19 protein-coding genes are annotated in these 17,757 nt (G+C 64.5%); 9 read left to right on the forward strand and 10 right to left on the reverse strand.

Going from position 1 to position 17,757, the window contains the following annotated elements:
- The first annotated feature begins 19 nt into the window (after positions 1-19).
- The gene (locus HYH08_RS25985) at positions 20-295 is read left to right on the forward strand and encodes a metal-sensitive transcriptional regulator (RefSeq protein ID WP_007598521.1); all 276 of its coding nucleotides are present in this window, start codon (positions 20-22) and stop codon (positions 293-295) included.
- A 298-nt stretch (positions 296-593) separates the two neighbouring features.
- On the opposite strand, the gene HYH08_RS25990 is transcribed toward HYH08_RS25985, so the two are convergent.
- Positions 594-1,568: a YiiX/YebB-like N1pC/P60 family cysteine hydrolase gene (locus HYH08_RS25990; RefSeq protein WP_220012682.1), complete on the reverse strand. Its 975-nt coding sequence runs from the start codon at positions 1,566-1,568 to the stop codon at positions 594-596.
- 190 nt (positions 1,569-1,758) lie between these two features.
- Here HYH08_RS25990 and HYH08_RS25995 point away from each other — a divergent pair, with 190 nt between their 5' ends.
- Complete coding sequence (locus HYH08_RS25995) at positions 1,759-3,156, forward strand: flavin monoamine oxidase family protein (protein ID WP_220012683.1); 1,398 nt, start codon at positions 1,759-1,761, stop codon at positions 3,154-3,156.
- Here HYH08_RS25995 and HYH08_RS26000 read toward each other — a convergent pair.
- The 3 genes from HYH08_RS26000 to pheS are packed head-to-tail and all read right to left on the reverse strand — an operon-like array spanning position 3,153 to position 7,463.
- Positions 3,153-3,923, reverse strand: a complete 771-nt coding sequence (locus HYH08_RS26000; protein ID WP_220012684.1) for a sulfite exporter TauE/SafE family protein — start codon at positions 3,921-3,923, stop codon at positions 3,153-3,155. The two genes, HYH08_RS25995 and HYH08_RS26000, sit on opposite strands and share 4 nt — an antisense overlap.
- A gap of 52 nt (positions 3,924-3,975) precedes the next feature.
- Positions 3,976-6,384, reverse strand: a complete 2,409-nt coding sequence (gene pheT, locus HYH08_RS26005) for a phenylalanine--tRNA ligase subunit beta (RefSeq protein WP_220012685.1) — start codon at positions 6,382-6,384, stop codon at positions 3,976-3,978.
- Positions 6,381-7,463: a phenylalanine--tRNA ligase subunit alpha gene (gene pheS / locus HYH08_RS26010; RefSeq protein WP_220012686.1), complete on the reverse strand. Its 1,083-nt coding sequence runs from the start codon at positions 7,461-7,463 to the stop codon at positions 6,381-6,383. Before pheS ends, pheT begins: the two co-directional genes overlap by 4 nt.
- Positions 7,464-7,613: 150 nt before the next feature.
- On the opposite strand from pheS, the gene HYH08_RS26015 reads away from it, so the two are divergent.
- Positions 7,614-8,036 carry a hypothetical protein gene (locus tag HYH08_RS26015; protein ID WP_220012687.1) on the forward strand — a complete coding sequence of 141 codons (423 nt, stop codon included), beginning with the start codon at positions 7,614-7,616 and terminating at the stop codon, positions 8,034-8,036.
- A 2-nt stretch (positions 8,037-8,038) separates the two neighbouring features.
- Here the strand turns inward: HYH08_RS26015 and rplT are convergent, their stop codons facing one another.
- Entirely contained in the window at positions 8,039-8,398 is a 360-nt protein-coding gene (gene rplT / locus HYH08_RS26020; protein ID WP_220012688.1) for a 50S ribosomal protein L20, read from the reverse strand.
- A 90-nt stretch (positions 8,399-8,488) separates the two neighbouring features.
- A complete protein-coding gene (rpmI, locus tag HYH08_RS26025) occupies positions 8,489-8,689 on the reverse strand; it encodes a 50S ribosomal protein L35 (RefSeq protein ID WP_007598540.1) in 201 nt (66 codons plus the stop codon).
- A gap of 273 nt (positions 8,690-8,962) precedes the next feature.
- Between rpmI and HYH08_RS26030 the strand changes: the two genes are divergently transcribed.
- Entirely contained in the window at positions 8,963-9,367 is a 405-nt protein-coding gene (locus tag HYH08_RS26030; RefSeq protein WP_220012689.1) for a hypothetical protein, read from the forward strand.
- A 64-nt stretch (positions 9,368-9,431) separates the two neighbouring features.
- On the opposite strand, the gene infC is transcribed toward HYH08_RS26030, so the two are convergent.
- Positions 9,432-9,971, reverse strand: coding sequence for a translation initiation factor IF-3 (gene infC / locus HYH08_RS26035; RefSeq protein WP_220012733.1), 540 nt, complete (start codon positions 9,969-9,971; stop codon positions 9,432-9,434).
- A gap of 247 nt (positions 9,972-10,218) precedes the next feature.
- Here infC and HYH08_RS26040 point away from each other — a divergent pair, with 247 nt between their 5' ends.
- Positions 10,219-11,007 carry an alpha/beta hydrolase gene (locus HYH08_RS26040; protein ID WP_220012690.1) on the forward strand — a complete coding sequence of 263 codons (789 nt, stop codon included), beginning with the start codon at positions 10,219-10,221 and terminating at the stop codon, positions 11,005-11,007.
- A gap of 190 nt (positions 11,008-11,197) precedes the next feature.
- Positions 11,198-11,665, forward strand: coding sequence for a nuclear transport factor 2 family protein (locus tag HYH08_RS26045; RefSeq protein ID WP_220012691.1), 468 nt, complete (start codon positions 11,198-11,200; stop codon positions 11,663-11,665).
- Positions 11,666-11,674: 9 nt separating this feature from the next.
- Here the strand turns inward: HYH08_RS26045 and HYH08_RS26050 are convergent, their stop codons facing one another.
- The 3 genes from HYH08_RS26050 to HYH08_RS26060 all read right to left on the reverse strand — a co-directional run bounded on the left by HYH08_RS26050 (position 11,675) and on the right by HYH08_RS26060 (position 14,489).
- Positions 11,675-12,475, reverse strand: coding sequence for an acyl-CoA thioesterase domain-containing protein (locus HYH08_RS26050; RefSeq protein WP_220012692.1), 801 nt, complete (start codon positions 12,473-12,475; stop codon positions 11,675-11,677).
- 182 nt (positions 12,476-12,657) lie between these two features.
- Entirely contained in the window at positions 12,658-13,848 is a 1,191-nt protein-coding gene (gene queG, locus HYH08_RS26055; RefSeq protein WP_220012693.1) for a tRNA epoxyqueuosine(34) reductase QueG, read from the reverse strand.
- Positions 13,797-14,489 (reverse strand): glutathione S-transferase family protein, encoded by a 693-nt coding sequence (locus HYH08_RS26060; RefSeq protein WP_220012694.1) that lies wholly within the window; start codon positions 14,487-14,489, stop codon positions 13,797-13,799. Before HYH08_RS26060 ends, queG begins: the two co-directional genes overlap by 52 nt.
- 168 nt (positions 14,490-14,657) lie before the next feature.
- Between HYH08_RS26060 and HYH08_RS26065 the strand changes: the two genes are divergently transcribed.
- The 3 genes from HYH08_RS26065 (at position 14,658) to HYH08_RS26075 (ending at position 17,635) form a co-directional block, all read left to right on the forward strand.
- On the forward strand, positions 14,658-15,464 hold the full coding sequence (locus HYH08_RS26065) for an undecaprenyl-diphosphate phosphatase (protein WP_220012695.1): 807 nt from the start codon (positions 14,658-14,660) through the stop codon (positions 15,462-15,464).
- 101 nt (positions 15,465-15,565) lie between these two features.
- Complete coding sequence (locus HYH08_RS26070; RefSeq protein WP_220012696.1) at positions 15,566-16,891, forward strand: FAD-binding oxidoreductase; 1,326 nt, start codon at positions 15,566-15,568, stop codon at positions 16,889-16,891.
- Positions 16,892-16,894: 3 nt separating this feature from the next.
- A complete protein-coding gene (locus HYH08_RS26075; RefSeq protein ID WP_220012697.1) occupies positions 16,895-17,635 on the forward strand; it encodes an SDR family oxidoreductase in 741 nt (246 codons plus the stop codon).
- Positions 17,636-17,757: the final 122 nt, after the last annotated feature.

Genomic DNA, 17,757 nt, shown 5'->3' on the forward strand with positions numbered 1-17,757 from the left:
GTAGGGGTATATAGGCCACATGCGCAAAGACATCAAGGCATCTGTCGGAAAACGTCTCGGCCGGATCGAGGGCCAGGTTCGCGGCCTGTCGAAAATGGTCGAGGAAGATCGCTACTGCATCGACATCGTGACGCAGATTTCGGCGGTCCGCGCCGCGCTGCGGCGGGTCGAGGAGGAGGTCCTGAAGGACCACGTCGCCCATTGTGTCGAACACGCCATCGCGAGCGGCGACAAGGCCGACCAGCGTGAGAAGATCGCGGAGCTGATGGCGGTGATCGGGCGGGCGGAGCGGTAAGTTCTCACCGCGTTATTGCGAGCAACTCGCCCCGCCACCGGCGGGCCGGATGACAGGCTCCGCGAAGCAATCCAGACTGTCCCAGCTGAGGGATTTTGGATTGTTTCGTCGCTGCGCTCCTCGCAATGACGGTTGTTGAGACGAGTTCGCGCCACGCCTCCAGTGTCGTCCCTGCGAACGCAGGGACCCATAACCCCAGGGAGAGGTTTGGCGAAGACTCGTGGTTCGGTACTACTACCGAACGCATCCGATAGATCACGCGGTATGGGTCCCTGCGTTCGCAGGGACGACAGCGGAGTTACGCCGCCACCTCTTGCGCGCATCTCCGCGCGCGGTACGTCGCCAGTTCGTTCAGCAGCACGAAATGCTCGGAGAAGGTGGCGGTCATCTCGGCGGCCGCCTCACGCATCATTTGCCCAGCCGCAACTTCAGCCGGCGCTTCTTCGTCAGCCGCTTCAGGAACGAGCGGCGGCGCACCGAACGTTTCTGGAAACACACCGAACGAGCCCGCCACCTCCTCGAGCGGCTTTTGCTTGTCGGCCCAGTGCAGTGCGGTGTAGTCGAAGCCGTGCACGATGGTAGGTTTGACCACTTCGAAATAGGGCGAGATGTCGAAGTCGCGCGGCATGTAGAGCGAGGAATCGCGGATGTGCAGGATCTCGCGCCGTGCGGCCCGGCTGCCGGCCTTGGTGATCTTGGGCAGGATCGGATAGCGTACGGCGTCGAAGGCCTGCGCGATCAGCGCCGAGCAGATGATCTTGGTCGGATCGCCCGAGCCGATCGCGATCATGCGCCGCCGCCAGCGCTGCGGGATCGGCAGCGGAAACAGGAAGCGCATCAGATCGATGATGTTCTTGGTGTCGTAGCCGAAGCCGATGCGGTTGATCGCATAGCGGCAGACCGTGGTGCGGTCCTCATAGGACAGCCCGACCGGGCGGCAGACCCTTGTGTGATACGGGAAATATTTCGACAGCGGCGCCGAGGTGACGCCCTCGCCGATATTGGCCTCGATCAGCACATGCGGCTCGCCGTCGGGCTCTTCGGCGCCCTCGATCGGCCCGACATAGAGCGCGGCATGCGACCAGGTCGACTGCGTCAGGTATTTGATGATGCCGGAGATGCGGTTGTTGCCCTCGACCAGCAGCACGTCGCCGGGCTCGATCACACCGCGCAGATGCTCGGGGTCGCTCGGCGTGAACGGCTCATAGCCCGGCACCTCCTTCGAGAGGTACGCGGCAATCACCTTGCCGACTGAATCCAGGACCGTCCCCATGTCGAACTCCCCACGGCCTTTCTGGCCGCCTTTTTTTCCTTCTCTATCATGGTCGAAACGTGTTGCCATTCGGTTCATCAGTCTGTGAGATCAAGCACGATTGATTCACCATGATGGTTGCCGCGCAACATCAGATGCGGCAAGGTTCGCTGGCTGTTCCCGTCCGCCGCAAGTCTCCGGAAACCATGACATGACAATCACGCGCCGCGGTTTCCTTGTCGCGTCGACGGCCGTTGCCGCGATGCCGGTCCTGCGCGCGACCGCCGCACCCCTGCCGCGTGAGGCCGACATCGTCGTGATCGGGGCAGGGGCTGCCGGCATCGCTGCGGCGCGGCGCGTCATGGCAGCCAATCGCAAGGTCGTGGTGATCGAGGCGGCCGCGCAGGTCGGCGGCCGCTGCATCACGGATACGACCAGCTTCGACGTGCCCTTCGACCGTGGCGCGCGCTGGCTGCACAACCCCGAAACCAATCCGATGATCCGGCTGGCGCGCAATGCCGGGCTCGAATTGGTGCCGGCGCCATCGGGCCAGAAGATGCGCATCGGCCGCCGCAACGCACGCGCCGGCGAGACCGAAGAATTCCTGGCGGCGCTGGTGCGCGCCAATCGCGCCATCGACGAAGCCTCGCGCGGCAAGCTCGATACGTCCTGCGCCTCCGTGCTGCCGAAGGATCTCGGCGACTGGGCCGGCGCGGCCGAGTTCATGCTGGGCGCGAGCTTCGCCGGTAAGGATTTGAAGGAGCTGTCGGCCATCGACAAGGGCCGCGCGCAGGACCGGAATGCCGCCATCGCCTGTCGGCAGGGCCTGGGGACGCTGATCACCAGGCTCGGCGAGCAGGCGCCGGTGGCGCTGGCGACGCCGGCGAGCCGGATCGCCTGGAGCAATCGCGACGTCAGCGTGGAGACGCCAAGCGGCAAGATCGCCGCGCGCGCCGCGATCATCACCGTCTCGACCAATGTGCTGACCTCGGGTGCGATCAAGTTCGCGCCCGATATTCCCAAGCGCACGCTGGATGCGGCGTCGAAGCTCACCCTTGGCAGCTACGACCGCATCATGCTGCAGCTGCCCGGCAATCCGCTCGGCCTGTCGCGCGACGATGTCCTCGTCGAACAGAGCAATTCGACCCGCACGGCGCTGATGTACGCCAATATCGGGGGATCCTCGCTGTGCGCGATCGATGTCGGCGGCTCGTTCGGCCGCGACCTCTCCGAGCAGGGCGACAAGGCGATGGTCGCTTTCGCAAAAGAATGGATCACGAAACTGTTCGGCAGCGAGGCCGCGGCCGCCGTGCAGAAAGCCAGCGTCACCCGGTGGAATGCCGCGCCTTTCGTGATGGGCGCGATGTCGGCCTCCGCGCCCGGCGGCCAGCTCTCGCGAAAGGTTTTGACTGAACCGATCGGCAACATGTTCCTCGCCGGCGAGGCCACCCACGAGACGCTGTGGGGCACGGTCGACGGCGCCTGGGAAAGCGGCGAGCGCGCCGCGGACGCTGCCTTGCGCAAGATCGGCGCGCTCAGGGACGAGTCGACGGAGGCTCCGACGCAATCGACAAAGCGCCGCAGAGCGCCGCGGCCGCAGAGCAACTAGCGCAAAATCCCGTCCAGCACCGGCAGCCCGGCGATCACCGCCAGGGCGATCAGCGCATAGCAGATGCCGCGAAACACCTTCTCGCTGGCGCGGCCGAACAGCGAGGCGCCGAACGCGACACCGATCGCATAGACCGGCCCGACCACGAGCGCGAGCACCAGCGACTCGCGGCTGATCAGTCCCGTGGTCGCGTAGCTGATCATCGAGAACAGGTCGGACGCACCGAAGAACAACACGATGTTGGCGCGCGCGACGATCGGCGCGATGGGACGGCCGAGCCAATAGCCGACGATCGGCGGGCCGCCGGTCTGGGCAAGGCCGCTACAGAAGCCCGAGAGGCCGCCGATGCCGACCGAAAGCCATGCATGGTCCTTGCCGCGGTAGCGCCAGCCCGACAGCAGCAACAGCAGCAGCGCCGCGACGAAGCAGGAGATGATCCAGCGCGTCGTGACGGGCTCGAGCACGCTGAGGAAATAGGTTCCGACGGGCACGCCGACCAGCGCGCCCAGCACGATCACGGCGGTGGCCCTGCGGTCCGCCTTCCGCCACGCGTCCGGCAGCAGCGGCGCGGCCGCGACAAAATCGATCACGAGCAGCAGTGCCGCCACGAGCCGGGGCGCCGCGATGCTGCTCGCCAGCGGCATGAAGATCAGCGCCGAGCCGAAGCCGGAGAAGCCGCGCGCGGTGCCGGAAACGAACGCGACGGCGCAGAGCGCCATCGCAATGCTGAGGCTGACGTCCTTCGGGAGGAAATCCGCCAGTGTCATGCTTTATTCTGGAGCATGATGTTGCCGGAAAACCGCTTCACACTTTTGGGCATCATGCTCTCAGAATGCCGCCGGTCTTCTTGGTGACTTCAGCCACGATCTTCGCCGCGACGGCTTCGATCTCCTGGTCGGTCAGGGTCTTGTCGCGCGGCTGCAGGGTCACGGCAATGCCGATCGACTTCTTGCCGTCATCGATGCCCTTGCCCTCGTAGACGTCGAACACGTTCACGCCGGTGATCAGCTTCTTGTCGACGCCCTGGGCCGCGCGGACGATGTCGCCGGCCTTGACCGCGCGATCGACGATGAAGGCGAAGTCGCGCGACACAGGCTGGAACGCCGACAGCTCGATCACGGGCTTTGCGCGCGTCGGCTTCTTCTTGGCCTCGGGAATGCGGTCGAGGATCACCTCGAACACGACAAGCGGACCGTCGGCGCCGAGGGCCTCGAGAGCGCGCGGATGCACCTCGCCGAAGTAGCCGAGCACGTTCTGCGGGCCGATCTGGATCGTGCCGGAGCGGCCGGGATGCAGCCAGCCCGGTCCGCCCGCGACGATCTGGAGCGCCTGCATCGGCGCGCCGCCTGCGGCCAGCACCGCCAGCGCATCGGCCTTGGCATCGAACACATCAGCCTGTGCCGAGCCGGTCCAGTGCCGGCCGAGACCCTCTGACGAAGCCAAGCCGCGGCGCACGCCGCTCGCCGCCATGAACTGATCCTGCGGGCGATCGCCCTTGAAGACCTGACCGACCTCGAACAGTGCAACATCGCCATAGCCGCGATCGGCATTGGCCTGCGCTGCCGCGATCAGGCCGGCAAGGAGCGTCGGACGCATGTCGGAAAGATCCGCCGCGATCGGGTTGGCAACTTCGAGTTCGTGCTGTCCGCCGCCGAACAACTTTGCCGCGGTCTTGGTGATGAACGACCACGTCACCGCTTCGGTGATGCCGCGGCTCGCCAGCGCGCGCCGCGCGCGGCGGGTGCGGAGCTGGAGTGGCGTCAGCACGGATTTGCGCGCACCCTCGCCGCGCTCGAACGGCGTCATCGGCACCTTGTCGACGCCGTAGATACGGACGACTTCCTCGACGATGTCGGCCTTGCCGTGCACGTCGGAGCGCCAGGACGGCACCGCGACCTTCACGACCGGGCCGGGCCCCGCCATCATGAAGCCGAGATGGCTGAGGATGCGCTTCATTTCCGGCTGCGGCACTTCGATGCCCGACAGGCGCTTGACCTCGGTGAGCGGGAAATCGATCACGCGGTCGTCGCCAAAGGCCTTGCCGACCACGACGTTCTCGGACGGCGTGCCGCCGCACATCTCCATCACGAGTTTCGTCGCGAGCTCGAGCCCGGGCACCATGAAGGCCGGATCGACGCCGCGCTCGAAGCGGTAGCGCGCGTCGGAGTTGATGCCGAGCTTGCGGCCGGTCTGGGCGATGTTGATCTCGTTCCACAGCGCGGACTCGATCAGCACGTCGGTGGTGTTCTCGTCGCAGCCCGAGGCTTCGCCGCCCATGATGCCGGCGAGCGATTCGACGCCTTCGTCATCCGCAATCACGCAGATCGAGGGATCGACATTATAGGCGCGGCCGTCGAGCGCGAGCAACGCCTCGCCAGCGCGGGCGCGGCGCACCACGAGATTGCCCTTGACCTTCTTAGCGTCGAACACGTGCAGCGGGCGCGCGCGGTCATAGGTCATGAAGTTGGTGATGTCGACCAGCGCGTTGATCGGACGCAGGCCGATCGCGGTCAGTCGCTTCTGCAGCCATTCCGGCGACGGGCCGTTCTTCACGCCGCGCACGAGGCGCATCGCGAAGCCCGGACACAACGTGGCGTCCTCGACCGTCACCTTCACGGGACAGGGGAATTCGCCCTTGATCGGCTTGATCGCGGGATCCCTGAACTTGCCCATGTCGGCCGCCGCGAGATCGCGCGCGATGCCGTGCACGCCGGTGCAGTCCTGCCGGTTCGGTGTCAGATTGATCTCGATCACGGGATCGCCGAGCCCGGCCCATTCGGCATAGCCGGCGCCGATGGGGGCGTCCGCGGGCAATTCCATGATGCCGTCATGGTCGTTCGAGATCTGCAGCTCGGCCGCCGAGCACAGCATGCCGCGGCTCTCGACGCCGCGGATGGTGCCGACGCCGAGCGTGATGTCCTTGCCCGGAATGTAGGTCCCGGGCGGCGAGAACACGCTGACCAGCCCGGCGCGCGCATTCGGCGCCCCGCACACGACCTGCACCGGCGCGCCACCGTCCCCGGTGTCGACCATGCAGACGCGCAGGCGATCGGCGTTCGGATGCTGCTCGGCCGAGATCACCTTGGCGATGGTGAAGGGCTTGAGCGCCTTCGCCTTGTCCTCGATGTTCTCGACCTCGAGCCCGATCATGGTGAGCTTGTCGGCGAGATTGTCCAGCGGCTCGTCGGTGTCGAGATGATCCTTCAGCCAGGAGAGGGTGAATTTCACGAGCTCAGCCCTCCGGCAAGCGTTGGCACTTCGAGCGGCTTGAAGCCATAGTGGCTCAGCCAGCGGACGTCGCTGTCGAACAGCTGGCGGAGGTCGGCGATGCCGTATTTCAGCATGGCGATGCGGTCGATGCCCATGCCCCAGGCAAAACCCTGGTACTCGTCGGGATCGATGCCGCAGGCGCGCAGCACGTTCGGGTGCACCATGCCGCAGCCGAGAATCTCGAGCCAGTCCTCGCCCTCGCCGAAGCGGATCTCACCCTTGTCGCGGCGGCACTGGATGTCGACTTCCAGCGACGGCTCGGTGAACGGGAAGAACGACGGGCGGAAGCGCATGTTGATGTGGTCAACCTCGAAGAACGCCTTGCAGAACTCGTGCAGGATCCATTTGAGGTGACCGAGATGCGAATGCTTGTCGATGACGAGGCCTTCGACCTGGTGGAATTGCGGCGTGTGGGTCGCATCCGAATCGATGCGGTAGGTGCGGCCCGGGCAGATCACGCGGATCGGCGGCTTCTGGCTCAGCATGGTGCGCACCTGCACCGGCGAGGTGTGGGTCCGCAGCAGCATGCGCGAGCCGTCCTCCTTCGGATGGAAGAAGAAGGTGTCGTGCATCTCGCGCGCGGGATGGCCGACCGGGAAATTCAGCTTGGTGAAGTTGTAATCGTCGGTCTCGATATCGGGGCCTTCGGCGACCGAGAAACCCATGTCAGCGAAGATCGTGGTCAGCTCGTCCCAGACCTGGCTCAGCGGATGGATGCGGCCGGCCTCAGCCGGCGCATCGCGCAGTGGCAGGGTGACGTCGACAGTCTCGGAGGCGAGCCGCGCATCGAGCGCTGCGGACTTCAAGACATCGCGCCGTGCCGCGAGCGCCTCAGTCACCTTGTCCTTGGCCTGGTTGATCGCCGCGCCTTGCGTCTTGCGCTCGTCGGGCGACATCTTGCCGAGCGTAGCAAGCAGCGCCGAGATCGAGCCCTTCTTGCCGAGGGCAGCGACGCGCACCGCTTCAAGCGCGGCTTCGTCGCCGGCGGCGGCGATCTGGTCGAGGATGGATGTTTCGAGCGTTGCGAGGTCGGACACGGTCAAATCCTTGGCTCTAAATTCGGCTGGGTTGTCGCCGCGGGAAGGGCGTAACGTCAAGCGAAAAGCCGGTCATTTCGGCCCTCGAGCGGCTGGGTTGAACCTCACGCGGGAGGCCCGCACCAACCGGGGATACGAGGAGACTTTGCGATGCTTTCGAAATCCTGCCTGGCTGTCTTTCTGGTCGCTCCCGCCATCGTTCTGTCGGTCGCCAGCCCGGCGCGCGCTATGGTCTGCATGGACAAATCCATGACGCTGGACGAGGTGGTCGAGGCCATCGGCGTCCAGAACAGCTGCGAAAGTGCGATGAAGCTGGCTCAGGATTGCCAATTGACCGCGAGCGGCGATGTCCAGCTCGGCGCCGCCGTCGAGAACAAATGCGAGGCGGATTTCAAGCCCGGCCTCAACACGGCGCAGAACCAGGCCTATAAGCGCGAGATGCGCGCATGCGACCTCAAGTACCGGAACAAGTCCGGCACCATGTATCTGTCGTTTTCGGCTTTCTGCCGGGCGGAGGTCGCCCAGCGTTACTCGCAACGTGCGTTGAAGGCTGCGGGCACCAAGGCCCGCTAGCCTCAGGCGGCCAGAGCGGCCTTGGCCTTCTCGGCGATCGCCTGGAACGCGGCGGGCTCGCTGATCGCGAGATCCGACAGCACCTTGCGGTCCACGGTGATCCCGGACTTCGCCATGCCGTCAATAAATCGGCTGTAGGTCAGGCCGAACGGACGGACGGCTGCGTTGATGCGCTGGATCCAGAGCGCGCGGAAGGTGCGCTTCTTACGCTTGCGGTCGCGGAAGGCGTATTGCTGGGCCTTCTCCACGGCCGGCTTGGCGGCGCGGATGGTGTTCTTGCGGCGGCCGTAGAAGCCCTTGGCGGCCTTGTAGACTTTCTTGTGCTTGGCGTGGGCGGTCACACCGCGTTTGACGCGAGCCATGACGAATATCCTTGAGAGATGACTTGGTTTCGGATCGCCGCGAAGTGCGCGGCGGAGATGGCGATGATCTTGGACGATCGCTGGACGCGATCAGGCGTTCGGCAAGAAGTACTTCTTGACGTTGTCGCCGTCGGTCTTGAACAGCACCGCGGTGCCGCGCAGCTGACGGATCTGCTTCTTCGTCCGCTTGATCATGCCGTGACGCTTGCTGCGATGAGCGAACATCACTTTGCCGGTGGCAGTCACCTTGAAGCGCTTTTTGGCGCCCGATTTGGTCTTCAGCTTGGGCATTTTGCTCTCCTATGGCCAAAGAAATCCGCCCGCGAAGGCGGCATGGCCGTCAAAAATGCTCGTTAGAGCGTTGATTGTGCTCAGGTTTCGCGAACAAGCGCAAAACCCGCACGAGACACCGCCACGGCAGCCCGTAAATCAGCCGGGCGATGAAGGCCGGGCTTATGACAGAGAACGGGCGAATTGGCAACGATGAACCGGTGGAACCTGACCGCCGACTATCCGGAATTGATACCCATATGTCCAAGTCGTGTCGCCTGGAGCAGGATCATAATGGCCCATTTTTCCCAATTGCTTTCCGTTCTGACCGAATTCGCCCGCCCGCGCCATCTGGCGCTTCTGGCCGTGCTTGCCACGGCCGCGCTGCCGCAGACCGCCCAGGCCCGCGTCGGCGGCTATGACGGCATCTGGAATGTCACCTTCGCCACCACCCGCGGCAATTGCAGCTCGGGCTACAGCGTCCCCTTCACGGTCACAGGCAGCCGCGTTTCGTCGGCCGGCGGCGGCCGGGTCTCGGGCCGGGTCAACCGCTCCGGCGCCGTCGCGGTCCAGGTCTCGGTCGGCGCATCCCATGCCAGCGGCGGTGGCCGCCTCACCGGGATGAACGGCGCCGGCTCGTGGCGCGGCATCATCTCCGGCGACCAGTGCAGCGGCACCTGGCAGGCGACGAGGAGCTGATACGCAAACGGCCCGCCGGAGATCCGGACGGGCCGTTGAATACTGAAGTCCTGACTTGCTGCGCTCAGCGCGGTGCCAGCACCATGACGACCTGGCGACCTTCGAACCGGGCGTCCTGCTCGACCTTGGCGAGCTCGGCGACGTCGGTCTTGATCTTGTCCAGCAGCTTGGTGCCGATCTCCTGGTGCGCCATTTCACGACCGCGATAGCGCAGCGTGATCTTGACCTTGTCGCCCTCTTCGAAGAACCGCTGCATCGCGCGCATCTTCACGTCGTAATCGTGATCATCGATCATCGGGCGGAGCTTGATCTCCTTGATTTCGACGGTCTTCTGGCGCTTACGGGCTTCGGCGGCTTTCTTCTGAGCGGAATACTTGTACTTGCCGTAGTCCATGATCTTGCAGACCGGAGGACTGACGTTCGGCGAAATCTCGACCAGATCCATGCCGGCTTCCTGGGCCATCTTGATGGCGACGACCGTCTCGACGGTGCCCTTGTTCTCACCGGCCGCATCGATCAGCTGGATCTGCGCATTGCGGATATCATCATTGATGCGCGGCCCGTCTTTGCTGGCAGCGGGCGGAGCTTTATTAGGACGGCGAATGGGTGGTTCTCCAAAGTTGTGAAAGAAGCGGCTATTTTGAAGGAAGTTGCGTTGGCCGGCAAGCAATTCGCTCGTGGTGCCGTCGAAAAACCCTCAAAAGCGAGGCATTTTAGCCACGGCCCTCGGCACGCTGACCGACATAGACACCTTGCCTCTGTTCCGCAAGCGGCCCAAAGGGACAATGCCGGGCTGCGCCGCTGCACGGCGGGCCAGACTGCTCAAACCGCACAGCCAGAGTAAACGTTCCATGACCTCAGCAATTCCCGACGCCGTGCTCGACTTCATCGATGTGGGCGAGGGTCCGTCCGCACGGAAAATCGCGGTGCGCCACCGCGCCGGAGCGAGTCCCGGCCTCGTCTGGCTGGGCGGCTTCAAATCGGACATGCAGGGCGGCAAGGCCGTGGCGCTGGACGCCTGGGCGCACGAACGCGGCCGCGCCGTGGTCCGGTTCGACTATTCCGGCCACGGCGAATCCAGCGGCAATTTCGCCGATGGAACCATCGGAAGCTGGCTCGCGGATAGCGTTGCGGTGTTCGAGCGGTTCTGCGACGGCCCGCAAATTCTGATCGGCTCCTCCATGGGCGGCTGGATGGCGCTGCTGCTCGCGCGCGAGATCAGGAAGCGAAGCAGCAAGGGGTCGCTCGCCGGGCTCGTGCTGATCGCGCCGGCGCCCGATTTCACCGAAGAGCTGATGTGGAAAAATTTCCCGGCGAACGTGAAAGCGGAGATCGAGACCAAGGGCTTCTGGCTGCGGCCATCGGAATATGGCGACGGCTCGCCCTATCCGATCACGAAGAACCTGATCGAGGAGGGGCGCAACCATCTGGTGCTCGGCAGTGCCATCGATCTCGGCTGCCCCGTTCGCATCCTGCAAGGCGCGCAGGATCCTGACGTGCCCTGGCAGCACGCCTTCGAACTGACGCATCGGCTGCCGGCCGATGACGTCGTGCTGACCTTGATCCAGGACGGCGACCACCGCCTCTCCCGCCCGCAGGACATCGCGCGCATCCTTGCCGCGGTGGCGGAGATCGGGTGAAGTCGCTTCCTTCTCCCCTTGTGGGAGAAGGTGGCTTCGCGCAGCGAAGGCGGATGAGGGGTTCTCTCCAATCACACGAAACGTTGGTGAGGATAGAGACCCCTCACCCAAGTGAATGCGGATCGACGAGCGGAGCTGCCCTCTCCCACAAGGGGAGAGGGCGCAACAACAAACAGCGGGAGGCAACACAATGACCACCACCGCCATGCTGCGCGCCTTCTGCGATGCGGTCGAGCACCGCAACGGCAAGGCATTTGCCGACCTCTTCACCGAGGACGGCGTCTACCACGACGTCTTCTACGGCGCCTTCGCAGGCCGGACAAAGATCGCCGCGATGGTCGATGACTGGTTCTATCGCACGGCGACCGATTTCCGCTGGGACATGCATGATCCCGTGTCGGACGGCACCACGCTCTATGCGCGCTACACGTTCAGCTACAAATCCACCCTGCCGGAAGCAGGCGGTGCACGGGCAATGTTCGAAGGCGTCGCGATCATGACGCTGCGCGACGGCCAGATCGTGAGCTACCACGAAGTCGCCAACACCGCGCCGGCGTTCGTCGACCTGAAATTTGCGCCGGAAAGGATCGCCAAGATCGTCGGCAAGCAGGGCGCGGAATTGAAGGCACGGCCGGAAATGAAGCGGCATCTGGCCTGACGGCAGGGCCTACGGCGGCGGCTGCACCTTCGGCATCGGCTTGCGCTGCGCCAATGCTGCGACCGTCGCGGTGCCGATCGGGCCCTCTTCGTCGTAAAGCCAGCATTCGCCGATCGCGACACCGTTGGTGGCTTGGTGGTTCATCACGTCGAAACCGATCCAGTTCGTCACCGGCAGGCGATGCAGATAGATGGTGACGTCGCTGTTGATGTAGCCGAGCCCCTTGTCGCCGGCATTGGCAAACGGGCTGGCGAAATCGGCACCTGTGGCGACATGCACGAACGGCGTCATCGGCACGCCGGCCACGAGCTCGCGCACCTCGCTCATCCACAACCGGCGCGGGCCGAGCGAGCCCATGTGTCCGACGATCGGGCGCGTCGTCCATTTGCCGTTCATGCCGAGCCTGGGGTCGGTCGGTTCTGGAATGTCCGATGGCTTCGGCACGTCCCAATTCGGCGGCGACCAGACATTCCCATCCGGGTTCTGCGTTCGCCGCAGCAACTGGCACGAGGCGCGCGCCATGCTGACGCCGCCGGAGACGAATTCCGCCTCGACCACGCGGATGCGCAGGCCATCGCGAATGAGCCGCGTCGTCACCTCGATCGGCTTGTCGATGGTCGGCAGCCGGAACATGTCGACCGTGAGCCGCGCCGGCACGAATTCGGGGCCCGAATGGCGCTCCTCGATGGCGAAGCCGAGCAGGCCGATGATGACGCGCCCGTGCAGCGATTTCGGATCCCAGGGGCCGTTGGCCACTTCCGTCGGATGGAATGTATCGCCGTCGCGTGTGAAGAAAGGCATGTTTGTCATGACGCGCGACTTTGCGGGAATGGATGGGGAAATCAAGGGTGGTGAGCCTGACGTCGTCGCCACAACAATGCTGTCATCGCCCGGCCTTGACCGGGCGATCCAGTACTCCGAGGCGTCAGTGATCGAATCGATAGGCCGCGGCGTACTGGATTCCCCGCCTTCGCGGGGAATGACACCGAGAGCTAGGAGGCAGCGAACCACTCCTCACGCACGCTCTCATCATTCTCGGCCGCAAGCGCGGCGGACTTCATCGCAACAAACTCTCCCGGCTCCACCAACTGCCCCAGCGCCCACACTGCCGCCCCACGCACCATCGGACTCTGATCTTCCAGTAATCGCCGCGCATCTTCCGCCAGCGCTGCATCACCGGAATTGCCAATCGCAATCAGCACATTCCGCAAGAAGCGGTCCCGGCCGATCCGCTTCACCGGCGACTTCGTGAACAGCGCGCGGAACGCGGCGTCGTCGAGCCGCGAAAGTTCAGCGAGACCCGGCGCACGCAATTCATCGCGCGCCGCAAGCTTTGCTTCTCGCCCCTGCTGCGCGAACTTGTTCCAGGGGCATGCCGCAAGACAATCATCGCAGCCATAGATGCGGTTGCCGATGGCTTTGCGAAATTCGCGCGGGATCGGTCCCTTGTTCTCGATGGTGAGATAGGAGATGCAGCGCCGCGCATCGAGCCTGTAGGGCGCGGGGAATGCCGATGTCGGGCAGATGTCGAGGCAGGCCCGGCACGAGCCGCAATGATCGATCTCGGCATCGTCGCGCGGCAGCTCGAGCGTGGTGTAGATCGCGCCGAGAAACAGCCATGAGCCGAATTCGCGCGAGACCAGATTGGTGTGCTTGCCCTGCCAGCCGAGATGCGCGGCTTGCGCCAAGGGCTTCTCCATCACCGCGGCGGTGTCGACGAATACTTTGACTTCGCAAGTCTTCATCTCAGAAGTCGCGGTCGCGACCAGCCAGCGCGCCAGTGCCTTCAGGCGCTTCTTGATGAGGTCGTGATAGTCGTCGCCCTGCGCATAGACCGAGATCGCCGCGCGCGTGGGCTGTTTCAGGATCGCGAGCGGATCGGAGCCGGGACCGTAATTGACGCCGAGCATGATGACGCTGCGCACGTCGGCCCACAGCCCGCGCGGATCGACGCGGCGCTCCGGCTGCGCGGCGAGCCAGTCCATGTCGCCATGGCCGCCCGAGGCGATGAATTCGAGGAAATGCGCGCCGGCTTTCTGGATCGTGCCGGGCTCGGTGATCCCGATGCAATCGAAGCCGAGCGCATGCGCCTCGCGCGCAAGCGCCGCCTTCAGTTCAGTCGGATCCGAGTTCAGAAATCCAGGTCCACGTAGGTCCGCGAGGCCGGCACGCCGGCCAGCCATTCGCTCAGCAGCGGACGGAACGACGGGCGGGATTTCACCCGCGCGTACCACGCCTTTGCCGCGTCGTCCTCGCTCCATGGCACGTCGCCCAGATAGTCGATCGCCGAGAGATGCGCCGCGGCGGCGAGATCCGCGTAGGTGATCCGGTCGCCGGCGAGGAAGTTCCGCGTCTGCGCCAGCCAACCGATATAGGCCAGATGATAGCGCACGTTCGCCTTCGCCGCGCGCATCACGTCGGCCGAAGGCGGGCCGCCACCATTCTCTTCGCTCATGAAGCGCTTGTAGATGCGCTCGGTGACGAGCGGATGCGAGACTTCCTCGAAGAACTTTTCGTTGAACCAGGCCATCAGCCGGCGCACCTCGACACGTTCGGTGACCGTATCCGGCATCAGCCGCTTGGGGCCCATCCCGGCGCCATAGGCTTCATCGACATATTCGGCGATGATGGCCGCGCCCGGGATCGGCGGCTGCTCGTCGTCCACCAAAACGGGCGTCGTGCCCGCTGCGTTGAGCAGCAAAAAGGCCTCGCGCCGTTCCCAGCTGCGCTCTTCGACCAGCTTGAGGTCGAGCCCGTATTCGCCCGCGACCAGGCGGATGAAGCGCGAATGCGGGCAGAACGGATGATGAAACAGCGTAAACATGAAGCCTTTGACTATTTGATGGTGCTTAAGAATCCATCAATGTTTGTGCGGCGCCACACTAGTCCTTCAAAACCGCGAAGCAAGAGCGTGCAGCGCATTTTGCGATTGCAGCATTGGGGGGAATAGGCGAGAAGAGCCGCGCTTTTCCAGCGGAAATGGACCGTAAATATGTCAGACGCAATACGGGCAGTGATCCTTGGCATCATCGAGGGTGTGACCGAGTTCCTTCCTGTGTCCTCGACCGGCCATCTGCTGCTGGCCGAGCGCTTCTTCCATCTCGGTGAGGGCGCGTTCTGGGATTCGTTTACGGTTCTGATCCAGCTCGGCGCGATCCTCGCGATCGTCGGGCTCTATTTCAAGAAGCTCTGGGACGTAGCGATCGGCATGTTCACGGGCGATGCCTATGCCCGCCGCTTCGTGATCGGCGTGCTGGTGGCGTTCCTCCCGGCGGTCGTCGTCGGCCTCGTCGCCGGCAAGTACATCAAGAGCATGCTGTTCAATCCGTGGGTCGTCTGCTTCACGCTGATCGTGGGCGGGGCCATCCTGCTCTGGATCGACAGGCTCGACCTCAAACCGCGCGAGCACGACGCCACCAAATTCCCGCTGCTGATGTATCTCTATATCGGCATCGCACAGTGCGTGGCGATGATCCCGGGCGTGTCGCGTTCCGGCGCCAGCATCGTCGCTGCGATGCTGCTCGGCGCCGACAAGCGCGCCGCGGCGGAGTTCTCATTCTTCCTCGCCATCCCCACCATGATCGGCGCGTTCGCCTACGATTTCTACAAGAACCGCTCCGAGATGACGATGGACCACATGGGCATCGTCGCGATCGGCTTCGTCGTGTCGTTCATCACTGCGATCATCGTCGTGAAGACGTTCCTGGGCTACGTCACCCGTCACGGATTTGCGGTGTTCGCCTGGTGGCGCGTCATCGTCGGCACGCTCGGCCTGATCGCGCTGGCGCTGGGCCGTTAACCTCTCGAAAACTCACTGATACGCCTCAACGCAATATAAGCTTTTGATCGCTAGGCAGTTTCCAACGCTAGGCGGCGCGCGCCCGGCACAGGAGCTGAGCCATGACCCTCGTCAGCGGCTGGGGGCGTTTCCCGGTCGTCGATAGCGATGTGCTGCGTCCGCGGTCGTTCGAGGCCGTCGGCGAAGCCGTGGTGACCGGCACCATCGCGCGGGGCAACGGCCGCGCCTATGGCGATGCCGCGATCGGCGCGGTCAGGACGATCGGCATGACCGGCTTCGACCGGGTCAGGTCGTTCGATCCGGCGACCGGGCGCATCCGGCTCGAAGCCGGCGTGCTGCTGGCGGACCTGATCGACACATTCGGTCCACGCGGCTTCCTGCCCTTCGTCGTGCCGGGCACGCGCTTCGTCTCGGTCGGCGGCGCCATCGCCGCAGATGTCCACGGCAAGAACCATCATTGCGAGGGCGGTTTTGGCCGCTACGTCGACAGCATCTTGCTGCGCACGGGTCAGGGCGAGACCATCGAGGTCTCGCGCGAAGAAAATTCCGATGCCTTTTTCGCGACCGTCGGCGGCATGGGCCTCACCGGAATCATTCTCGAAGTGTCGATGCGGCTGCGTCCGGTGCAGACCGGCTGGATCCGCGAGCGCGTCGTCTCGGCGTCCGATCTCGATGCCGCCATGCGCGCGCTCGAGGCGAGCGATGCCGCGACCTATTCGGTGGCGTGGATCGATTGCGCCGTGCGCGGACGCGATCTCGGCCGCTCGCTGATCTATCTCGGCGAGCACGCCGTCAAAGGCGATCTTGCCGACGATGCCGCTGCATTTCCCGCCGGCAAAAATCCCGGGCTCGCCGTGCCCATCGACCTGCCGTCGATGACGCTGAACCGCACCAGCATCCGTGCCTTCAACGAGCTCTATTACCGCATGGGCGCGCGACGCGCCGGCGGCAATCATGTGGTCTCGCTCTATCCCTATTTCTTTCCGCTCGACAGCATCGCCGACTGGAATCGCATCTATGGCCGGCGTGGTTTCCTCCAGCACCAATGCGTGATTCCGGAAAACGGCGCGCGTTCCGTGCTCGGTGATATCCTCGACCGTGTCGCGACACGCGGCGATGCCTCGTTCCTCGCAGTGCTTAAGAAGCTCGGCCAGGGCGACGGCATCCTGTCGTTCCCGCTGCCCGGCTACACGCTGGCGCTGGATTTTCCAGTGAGAGGCGACATCCTCAATTTCCTCGACGAGATCGATCGCCTGGTCGTTGCCGCCGGCGGCCGGCTTTATCTCGCCAAGGATGCGCGCCAGTCGCGCGCGACCTTCGAGGCCGGCTATCCGGCCTTGTCGCGCTTCAACGCGATCCGCAAGGCGCTCGATCCCAACGGGACCATCCGCTCGAAGCTTTCACAACGCCTGTTCGATGAGGTCTAGGCCGTGACGTCACGCAAATCCGCACTTGTGCTCGGTGGCTCCTCCGATATCGGACGCGCCACGGCGCGCGCCTTTGCCAAGGCAGGCTACGATATCGGCCTCGCAGGCCGCGACGTCGCTGCGCTCGAGCCTGACGCCGCGGATCTGCGCGCGCGCTACAATGTCGAGGTCGGTCTTCACAAGTTCGACGTGCTCGACACCGCCTCGTTTGAGGGCTTTGTGAGCGGCCTTCCCGCCATGCCCGATGTCGTCATCTCGATCGTCGGACTGCTGGGTGTGCAGCAAGAGGCCGAGAGCGACCTCGCCCATGCGACGATGATCATGCGCTCGAACTATGAGGGCCCATCGCTGATCCTCGGCCTGTTCGCCGAGAAGTTTCTCGCCCGCGGCAGCGGCTCGATTGTCGGCGTCTCGTCGGTGGCGGGCGACCGCGGACGCGCCTCGAACTATGTCTACGGCTCGGCGAAAGCCGGTTTCTCCGCCTTCCTCTCAGGCCTGCGCGCCCGCGCCAGCAGCAGTGGCGTGCATGTCGTCACCGTCAAGCCCGGCTTCGTCCGCACCAAGATGACCGAAGGCATGAAGCTGATCGGCCCGCTCACCGTCGAAGCGCCCGTCGTCGGCGATGCGATCCTCAGCGCTGTCGAGAGGAAGACCGACATTGTCTATGTCAGCGGCAAATGGCGCCTCGTGATGCTGATCATCAAGACGCTGCCGGAAGCGGTGTTCAAGAAGCTGAGGTTTTGAGGTGTTGTAGCCGAGGCGGCGGTGCACTCCCTCTCCCGCTTGCGGGGGAGGGCCGGGGAGGGGGTATCCCCACGGGCGAGAACCCCCAAGAGGATAAAACCCTCACCCGCCGCTACGCGGCG

The sequence above is a fragment of the Bradyrhizobium sp. BR 10289 genome, from assembly GCF_019455385.1.
Taxonomy (GTDB): Bacteria; Pseudomonadota; Alphaproteobacteria; order Rhizobiales; family Xanthobacteraceae; genus Bradyrhizobium.